The organism is Streptomyces sp. NPDC007863 (genome assembly GCF_040633895.1).
Taxonomy (GTDB): Bacteria; Actinomycetota; Actinomycetes; order Streptomycetales; family Streptomycetaceae; genus Streptomyces.
Genome location: NZ_JBEYEI010000012.1, coordinates 247647 through 255725 on the forward strand (window position 1 = coordinate 247647; position 8079 = coordinate 255725).

7 protein-coding genes are annotated in these 8079 nt (G+C 72.6%); 2 read left to right on the forward strand and 5 right to left on the reverse strand.

Annotated features, from left to right (window positions below; all coding sequences use genetic code 11):
* Positions 1 to 713: 713 nt before the first annotated feature.
* Together ABZ621_RS20825 and ABZ621_RS20830 are read right to left on the reverse strand one after the other, a co-directional pair.
* On the reverse strand, positions 714 to 1382 hold the full coding sequence (locus ABZ621_RS20825) for an HAD-IA family hydrolase (protein ID WP_360606534.1): 669 nt from the start codon (positions 1380 to 1382) through the stop codon (positions 714 to 716).
* Between the two features lie 165 nt (positions 1383 to 1547).
* Positions 1548 to 2597, reverse strand: a complete 1050-nt coding sequence (locus ABZ621_RS20830) for a peptidoglycan-binding domain-containing protein (protein WP_360606536.1) — start codon at positions 2595 to 2597, stop codon at positions 1548 to 1550.
* A 395-nt stretch (positions 2598 to 2992) separates the two neighbouring features.
* On the opposite strand from ABZ621_RS20830, the gene ABZ621_RS20835 reads away from it, so the two are divergent.
* Positions 2993 to 3760, forward strand: coding sequence for a hypothetical protein (locus ABZ621_RS20835; protein ID WP_360606538.1), 768 nt, complete (start codon positions 2993 to 2995; stop codon positions 3758 to 3760).
* Between the two features lie 25 nt (positions 3761 to 3785).
* Here the strand turns inward: ABZ621_RS20835 and ABZ621_RS20840 are convergent, their stop codons facing one another.
* Positions 3786 to 4271 (reverse strand): GNAT family N-acetyltransferase, encoded by a 486-nt coding sequence (locus ABZ621_RS20840; protein ID WP_360606540.1) that lies wholly within the window; start codon positions 4269 to 4271, stop codon positions 3786 to 3788.
* A gap of 173 nt (positions 4272 to 4444) precedes the next feature.
* Positions 4445 to 4777, reverse strand: coding sequence for an antibiotic biosynthesis monooxygenase (locus ABZ621_RS20845; RefSeq protein ID WP_360606542.1), 333 nt, complete (start codon positions 4775 to 4777; stop codon positions 4445 to 4447).
* On the opposite strand from ABZ621_RS20845, the gene ABZ621_RS20850 reads away from it, so the two are divergent.
* Positions 4778 to 6526, forward strand: coding sequence for a recombinase family protein (locus ABZ621_RS20850; protein WP_360606544.1), 1749 nt, complete (start codon positions 4778 to 4780; stop codon positions 6524 to 6526).
* 665 nt (positions 6527 to 7191) lie between these two features.
* Here the strand turns inward: ABZ621_RS20850 and ABZ621_RS20855 are convergent.
* The coding region (locus ABZ621_RS20855) for an IS256 family transposase (protein WP_360606546.1) at positions 7192 to 8079 on the reverse strand (888 nt) is incomplete at its 5' end.

Genomic DNA, 8079 nt, shown 5'->3' on the forward strand with positions numbered 1-8079 from the left:
GGTGGGGGGAACTTGCGGGGTGGGTGGAGCTCGCGAGAGTTCGGTGGAGCCCGCGATGCGGGCGGGTCGGGGGTCCCCGAGGGGTGGCCGGTGGGCCCCGACGTGCGGGTCGGAGGGTCCCAGAGGTGGCCGGTGGGCCCGGCAGGCGCGCGGGTTGGGCCCGGCACGCGCGGGTCGAGGGCCCGGGCGGTGGGTGGACCCCGCGAGCCCGGTGGAGCCCGAGAGGCGGGCTGGGTGGGTCCGGCGCGTGGGTCGGGGGCTGGGGCCCGGGGGAACCCGCGAGGTGGGTGGACCCCGCGAGCTCGGCGGAGCCCGAGACGTGGGTTGGGTGGACCCGGCGGGCGGGCTGAGTAGGCCCGGCGGGTGGGTCGGGGGTCCGGGTGGTGGGTGGAACCCGAGAGGTGGGTGGACCCGGCGAGTTCGGCGGAGCCCGACAGGCGCGCCGGTTGGGCCCGGCAGGCGGGCTGCGTAGGCCCGGTAGGCGGGTCGGGGCCCGGGCGGTGGGTGGAACCCGAGAGGTGGCTGGACCTCGCGAGTTCGGCGGAGCCCGCGACGCGGGCGGGTCGGAGCCCGGCGTGCGGGTCGAAGCCCGGGGTCCGGGGGGAATCTGTGAGGTGGGTGGAGCCCCGGGGGGGGGGAGGGGGCCGCGACGTGGGTGGGGGCCGGAGGGCCGGGGGTCGCGACGTGGGTGGGGGGGGCGGAGGCCCGGGGAGTTACCCCGGTGCGACTTCGAGGGTCATCGTCCCGTCCCCGTTCGCGTTCAGGCGCAGGCGGGTCAGGTCCGGGACGTGGAGGTCCGGTGCGAAGGCCGCCGCGCGCGGGCCCACGCCCACCACGCGCATGCCGGCCGCCTTCGCCGCCTGGATGCCGGCCTCGGAGTCCTCGAAGGCCACGCACTCCGCCGGGGCCGTGCCGAGCTCGGCGGCGCCCTTGAGGAAGCCCTCCGGGTCCGGCTTGCTCGCGCCGACCTGCTCGGCGGTCACCCGGGTCGTGGGCATCCGCAGGCCCGCCGCGCCCATCCGGGCCTGGGCGAGGGCCTCGTCCGCCGAGGTCACCAGGGCGTGCGGGAAGTCCGTGATCGCGTCCATGAAGGCGGGGGCGCCGGCCACCGGCACGACGCCGTCGACGTCGGCGGTCTCCTCGGCGAGCATCACGGCGTTGTCCGCGTGGTTCTCGGCCATCGGGCGGTCGGGGAGGAGGATCGCCATCGTGGCGTAGCCCTGGCGGCCGTGCACCACCTTCAGCACCGCGTCGGCGTCGACTCCCCGCCGGTCCGCCCAGCGGCGCCAGCAGCGCTCCACGACGGCGTCCGAGTTGACCAGGGTGCCGTCCATGTCGAGCAGGAGGGCGCGGGCGGTGAGCGTTGCCGGGGTGGCGGCCATGGGGGTCTCCAGGGGGGTGGTGCGGAGAACGAAGCGGTCCCGCCCGCCGGTCAGGGAGTACGGGCGGGGCCACTTTGTTTTTTCACGATACAAAACCGGGGGCCGTCTTGGCCACCCGGGTCGCCCCCCAGCCCTTCAGGCCGTCTCCAGGCCGTCTCCCGGCCTCTACTCGTAGTACTGCTCCGTGTCCCGCTCCAGCTCGCGGCGGGTGTGCGGTCCGTAGACGCCCTCCGGGTCCTTCAGGCGCCAGAACCGGTCCTGGTACTCCTCCAGGGCCGTGCGCAGGTCCTCGTCGAAGACCCCGTCGGCGTCCTCCAGGTACACCCACAGGATCCGCAGCCGCGTCTGGAGCTCCCGCACCTCGGGGCCCGTGTCGCCGAGGCTCAGCGTCGCCCCCTCGGGCGCGTCCGTGTGCGTGGGGGTGGGCGAGGCGGTCGTCGGGGCCGCGGAGGTCGCGGGGGCCGTCGTCGGCTGCTCGGAGGGGGCCGCCGCGCCGCCCGTCGCGGACGGCGAGCCGGTCGCCGTCGGGGCCGTCGTCCGCGAGGCGGAGGCGGACGGGGACGCCGAGGCCGTCGGGGAGGACGAGCTGGGCGAGGGCGTCCGCGAGGGCGTGCGGCTCGGCGTCGGGCTGTCGGAGGACGGGGACGGCTCCTCCGAGACGGCGAGGTTCAGGGACGCGCTCGTGGTCACCTCGGGGACGATCGCCCGGTCCTCGGGCTCCTCGCCGCCGAACACCGCCGCGGCCAGCGCGGCCGTGCCGACCACGGCCGCCGCCGCGACGCCCGCGACGAGGGCGCCGCCCCGCCGCCGGCGCGACCGCTCCCGCCGCGCCCCGTCCGGCCCGGCCGCCGGCCCCGCCGTCCAGGAGTCGTCGGCGCCCCCCGCGCCGCCGACCCCGCCGAGCAGCAGCGGCATGGTCTCGTCGGCCCCGCCCCCGGAGCCGTACGGGGGGACGGGGGAGCGGCCGTCGTCGTACGGCCCGTATCCGCCGGGGCCGTCGGGGCCTCCGTACCCTCCGGCGGCCCCGGGACCCACCCGTACCGCCGTGAGCTGCGTCGTCGGCGGGTCGCCCGCCTCGTCGTCGGGCGCGTCCAGCGTCACGTACGGCCTGATCCGGAGCGGGTCGAAGTCCTCGGCCGCCGCCGCCTCCGCCGTACGGGCGCAGGCGCAGCCCGGTCTCCGATCACCGCAATCAGGACATGCGTGTCCGGTCATGATGTGTCCCCTCCCCAACGCAACTGGCAGTGATTATGCAGGCGGCCTCCTGCCTCCGGGTGAACGCGTGTACGCCTCCACAGGCCATAACCGGACATTCGATTCAGAACGGAGGACACCGCTCGCGCCGGGAGACGCCCACGGCCCGGCTCCGGGCCCAGGAGACCCCTGTCCGGGCGCCGGACTCCTCGGCGGGCGACCGGTGGGGACCCGGGCGCGCCCCACCGGCCTGGGGAAACCGGTCGAGGAGCTCGACGCGGAGCCCCGCGGTTCCGGCGCGGAGCGCCCCCGCGCGCCCGAACCGCCCCGGGGCCACCGCGCCTGACGTCGGCTCAGCCCGGGTCGGTACCCTGTCCAGCCGTAGATCGACTTCCAGTCACAGGGGGACGGACAGGATGAGCAGTCACGAGCCGGGCCAGAGCTGGCCGCCGCATCCGGGACACGCGCCCGGACAGCATCCGGACGGGCCGGCGTACGGCGTCGTCTACGCGGCCCCGCCGACCCGACCGCCGTCGCACCGGGGCGCCTGGATCGGCGCGGGCGCGACGCTGGTGGCGGCGGTGATCGGCGTCGTCGGCACGTATCTGGTGAACACGGACGGGGACGACGACCCGAAGGCCGGCCCGGCCCCCGTGTCGAGCGCGCCGGCGGAGCCGTCGGCCGAGCCCCCGGCGCAGACGCAGTCGCCGAGCCAGGAGGCGGCAGCGGAGACCACGCCGGAGGCCACGGACACCGCGTCGACCCCGTCCGCCCCCGCCGCCCCCTCGGGCCCGGCGCCCGGCACCGTCCACTGGCAGGGCACCCTCGTCATCACGTACGTGGAGGACAAGGACCTCGACGCGGCGCCGCCCGTGCAGTCCGAGATCAACAGCGACAACGACTTCGCCGTCTACCCCTTCGGCGACCACATGCTGCGCCCCGACAACGGCGCCAAGGCCCTCGTGTGGAAGGGCGCGGCGAAGGCGCCGACCTACGCGGACTGCGCGGGCGTCGTCGAGACGCAGGCCACCTTGAACGACATCGAGATCAAGACGGGCCTGACGGTCTGCGGACGCACCGGCGAGGGCCGGCTCGTCCGGATGACCGTCAAGGAGATGGGCGGCCAGGCCAGCGACACGAACGCCACCTTCGACGTCGTCGTCTGGGCGGGCGAACCCGCCTGACCCGGCTCGGAGTTCCTGATCCGGCTCAGAGTTCCTTGCCGTACCAGATCTCCATGTACGGCCCCGAGCAGTACGCCGGGATCTCCCCGAAGCCGTGCCGCACGTACAGCGCCCGCGCCTCGACCAGGTCGAGGCGGGTGTTGAGCACCACGCGGCGGGCGCCGAGCGCGCGGGCGGCCTCCTCCAGGCCGCCCATGAGCAGGTCGGCGCCGCCGAGGCCGCGGAAGGCGGGGCGGACGAACACCCGGGTCAGCTCGGCCCGGTCGCCGTCGAGGAGGAGCAGGCCGCCGCACGCGGCGGCCTTCCCGTCGTACCGCCCGACCAGGAACTGCCCGGCGGGCGGGGCGAGGAGGCCGAGCCCGTCGTCGATCATGTCGTCGTCGTACTCGTCCTCGTTCAGCACCCGCCCGAAGTACCGCCCGGCGACATCGCCGTAGTAGTCGCGACGCAGGGCGGTGGCGTCCGGGGTGTCGACGCGCTCGGGGGAGAAGATCCAGGTCATGCGGGCCATTCTGCGGCCCGCACGACCACGGCCGCCGCCGGTTTCGGCCCCGGTCCCGGAGCCCCGGTCCCGTGCCCCGGTCCCGGAGTCCCGGTCCCGTGCCCCGGTCCCGGAGTCCCGGTCCCGTGCCCCGGTTTCCCGGAGTCCCGGTCCCGTGCCCCGGTTTCCCGGAGCCCCGGTCCCTACTTCGGCGACGCCTGCTGCACGACCTCGAAGGACCACAGCGTCGACCCGGAGGCGGCCGGCTTCGGACGCTCGGCGCCGCCCTCGCCGCCGGCGGTGCCCTGGTGGGCCGCCTTCATGGAACCGTTCATCCAGTTCTGGAAGTCCTCCTCGCTGCGCCACCGGGTGTACACCAGGTACTGGTCGGTGCCCTCCAGCGGCCGCAGCAGCTCGAACCACTCGAACCCGTCGGAGCCCTCCACGGCGCCGGCCCGCGAGGCGAACCGCTGCTCCAGGACTTCCCGCTGCTCGGCGGGCACGGTCAGGACGTTGATCTTTACCACACTAGGCACATGACACCTCTCAGGAAGCACAGGCCGGGCGCTGCGCCGAGCCTTGATCACGTACGTGCAGTCTCGTACATCCGCCAGTCAAAGCGGCGTGAGGACGACTCGCAGGCATCGCCCGTGGCGCAGCGCGAACGGTGCGCCTCGCTGATCGCGTCGAAGGGGTGGAGCGACGCGGGCCACTTCGAGGACGTGGGCAAGTCGGGGTGGGACCCGAGCATCCACCGTCCGGGGTTCGAAGAGATGATGGCGGCCGTGCGCGGCGGACACGTGGACGCCGTGGTCGTCTTCTCGCTCTCCCGCCTCACCCGCCGTGGCGCGCTGGAAGCCATGCGGATCATCGAGGAGCTGGAGACGCACGGCGTCCGGCTGGTCAGCGTCGAAGAGCCGTACCTCGACACCTCCACCCCGGTCGGTGTCGGCATCCTCGCCATCATCGCGGGACTGGCGCAGCAGGAGTCCGACATGAAGTCGGCGTACGTCTCCGCCACCAAGGACACTCTTCGGCGGGCTGGTAGCCATGTTTCTGGGGTCGCCCCGTACGGCTTCACAACGGAGAGGGCGACCAGCGGCAAGCTGTCCGTCGTCCGACTCGTCCCGGAGCCCGTGGAAGCCCCACACGTCCGTGACATGGCCAAGTGGGCGGCAGAGGGAGTCTCCGCCTCACAGATCGCCAAGCGCCTCAACGAGGGCGGCGTGCCTACAAAGGCGGAGTCTCTGGGGGAGTCGGGGGCCAAGCGCCTCGCCTCGCGCCGTGCGCGCGGAGCCTCGGAAGCCGTGGAGCGCCCGGCGTGGGTGTCGTCCACCGTCCTGCGCATCCTGCGGGACCCGCGCCTTGCGGGGTACGCGATCGAGTGGCAGGGACGGGTACAGGCGACCAAGGACGCCGACGGCAACCCCGTCCCCGGCAAGACGGGGAAGCGCGTCATCCTGCGTGACGACGAAGGACAGCCCGTCCAGTCGCACGAAGCGCTGATCCCCACGGAGGAGTGGTGGAAACTCCAGGACGTGTTGGACGGCCGGACACAGGTGGTAGTACGAGCGGGCCGACGCGTCCCGACTCTGCTGGCCGGGCATGGACTGCTGTTCTGCGACGTCTGCGGATCGGTGATGGTGACCGACCGGCGGGCCGGGAAGCTCTACTACAAGTGCAACCGGGCCGGGGGAGTGGTCCCGGGCCACGGTGGTCTCGTCATCGGCCAGGACGCGGCGGACAGCGAGACGGCGGGGCGGGTGTGGGCCCGTCTCATGGCCATGGACCCCGACGACCCGGAAGACCTCGAATGGCTGGCCGAGGCGTCACGGCGCTTCGCCCGCCAACAGGACACGTCCCAGCGAGACGCGGAACGCGCGGCGGTACGGGCCGAATTGGAGCACGTACGGGAGTCTCGCCGCATCCTGCACGTGGACCGGCTTGCCGGCGTCTACGCCGACGAGACCGGTGCGCAGATGTTCAGGGAGTCCATGGCGCGGTTGGCTGCCCATGAGGAGCGGACGGCCGAACGGCTGGCGGAACTGGAGGCGACCGGCAGTCGAAGTATCCGGATCCCCAACGAGTGGACGAGCGTGGACGGAGATCCCATCGGTGAGGAATCGACATGGGCGGCGTGGGACCTGGAGAAGAAGCGGGAGTTCCTGGCGCTCTTCATCGACTCCGTGAGGATCACCAAGTCCGTCGGCAGGGGCCGCAACGCGAACACGCGGGACCGTGTGATCGTGCGCTGGGCTGAGTCGCCGGACGCTGCGGGCACCTGAGCCCCCTGAGAGGTCTGTACGGTCCGCCGCTGGGGAAATTCGGCGGCGGGCCGTTCGGCTTTTCTGAGCCCCGCTGGCTTACGGATCGCCCTAGCCAAGCCCCGGCAGTCCCTCGCAGACCGCCGGGGCTTTGCTGTGCCCGCAGCGGGGCCGACCAGCGGGCCGAGCCATGACGGTATGACGGTTCAGACTGTTTTTTCGTATGCACAAGAAAAAATAAGGAGAAAAGCAAACCGTCCGTCGAAACATCATCCCGTCATGCCCGGCCCTCGGGAATCCGGTGGTCCCCACACCACAGTGAGGGACCGAGCGGCACGGCTCGCGGCCGGACAGACGGCGCGGGAATCTGCTGGTCCCCACAACACAGTGAGGGACCGCACAGAGCCACCGAGCACGCCGCACGGCGGGTGCCGGGAATCTGCTGGTCCCCACAACACAGTGAGGGCGGGACTACCGCGCACCCACCCCGAGGGGGAACCACGGCGGACCGAGTGCCCGCCCTCACACCAGCTCTGCCCGTGCACCACGCGCCCCGCTGTTACCGGGGTGGCCGCAGGGGTCGTGTGGCAGAGCGCGGGGGACTGCACCGCCCATGAGTAACCGGCTCGTCCGCGAGTCGCCGAAAGGGGTCTGTCAATCGAACGGTGTAACCGTGGTGTTCGGGGCTACTGTCGGGCTGCGGTGAGTCGGCCGTCGAAGGTGATATCGAAGGCGTTCAGGGCGGTCTTCCAGCGCAGGGTCCAGCGGGTCTGTCCCCTGCCGGTCGGGTCGAGCGACATGATCGCCATGTAGACGCACTTCAACGCGGCCTGCTCGTTCGGGAAGTGCCCGCGGGCCTTGACCGCCCGCCGGATCCTGGCGTTCACCGACTCGATCGCGTTGGTGGTGCAGACGATGCGGCGGATCTCGGTGTCGAAGCGGAGGAACGGCGTGAACTCCTCCCACGCGTTCTCCCAGAGCCGGACGATCGCCGGATACTTCCGGCCCCAGGCATCGGCGAACTCGGCAAATCGTTCGAGGGCGGCCTCCTCGGTCGCCGCTGTGTAGACAGGCTTGAGAACCTTGGCGATCTTGTCCCAGTCCTGGCGGGCGGCATAGCGGAAGGAGTTCCGCAGCAGGTGGACCACACAGGTCTGCACGATCGTCTGCGGCCAGACGGTCTCGACCGCGTCGGGCAGGCCCTTCAGGCCGTCGCAGACGAGCATGAGGATGTCGTTCACGCCGCGGTTCTTGATCTCGGTGAGGATGTGCATCCAGTGTTTGGCGCCCTCGCCGCCGTCCCCGGCCCACAGCCCCAGGATCTCGCGCCGGCCCTCGACGGTGACCGCCAGGGCCACGTAGATCGGCCGGTTGGCGACGGCCCCGTCACGGATCTTCACGTGGATCGCGTCGATGAACACGACCGGATAGACCGGGTCGAGGGGCCGGTTCTGCCACTCGGCCATGCCCTCAAGGACTTTGTCGGTGATCGTGGAGATCGTCTGGCGCGAGACGTCGGCGCCATAGACTTCGGCGAGGTGGGCCTGGACCTCGCCGGTGGTCAGGCCCTTCGC

What these genes read in the sequence shown, in the direction of transcription:
- ABZ621_RS20825 (WP_360606534.1), bottom strand. Translation starts at nt 1,382, where the DNA reads ATGGCCGCCACCCCGGCAACGCTCACCGCCCGCGCCCTCCTGCTCGAC.
- ABZ621_RS20835 (WP_360606538.1), top strand. Translation starts at nt 2,993, where the DNA reads ATGAGCAGTCACGAGCCGGGCCAGAGCTGGCCGCCGCATCCGGGACAC.
- ABZ621_RS20850 (WP_360606544.1), top strand. Translation starts at nt 4,778, where the DNA reads ATGACACCTCTCAGGAAGCACAGGCCGGGCGCTGCGCCGAGCCTTGAT.
- ABZ621_RS20840 (WP_360606540.1), bottom strand. Translation starts at nt 4,271, where the DNA reads ATGGCCCGCATGACCTGGATCTTCTCCCCCGAGCGCGTCGACACCCCG.
- ABZ621_RS20830 (WP_360606536.1), bottom strand. Translation starts at nt 2,597, where the DNA reads ATGACCGGACACGCATGTCCTGATTGCGGTGATCGGAGACCGGGCTGC.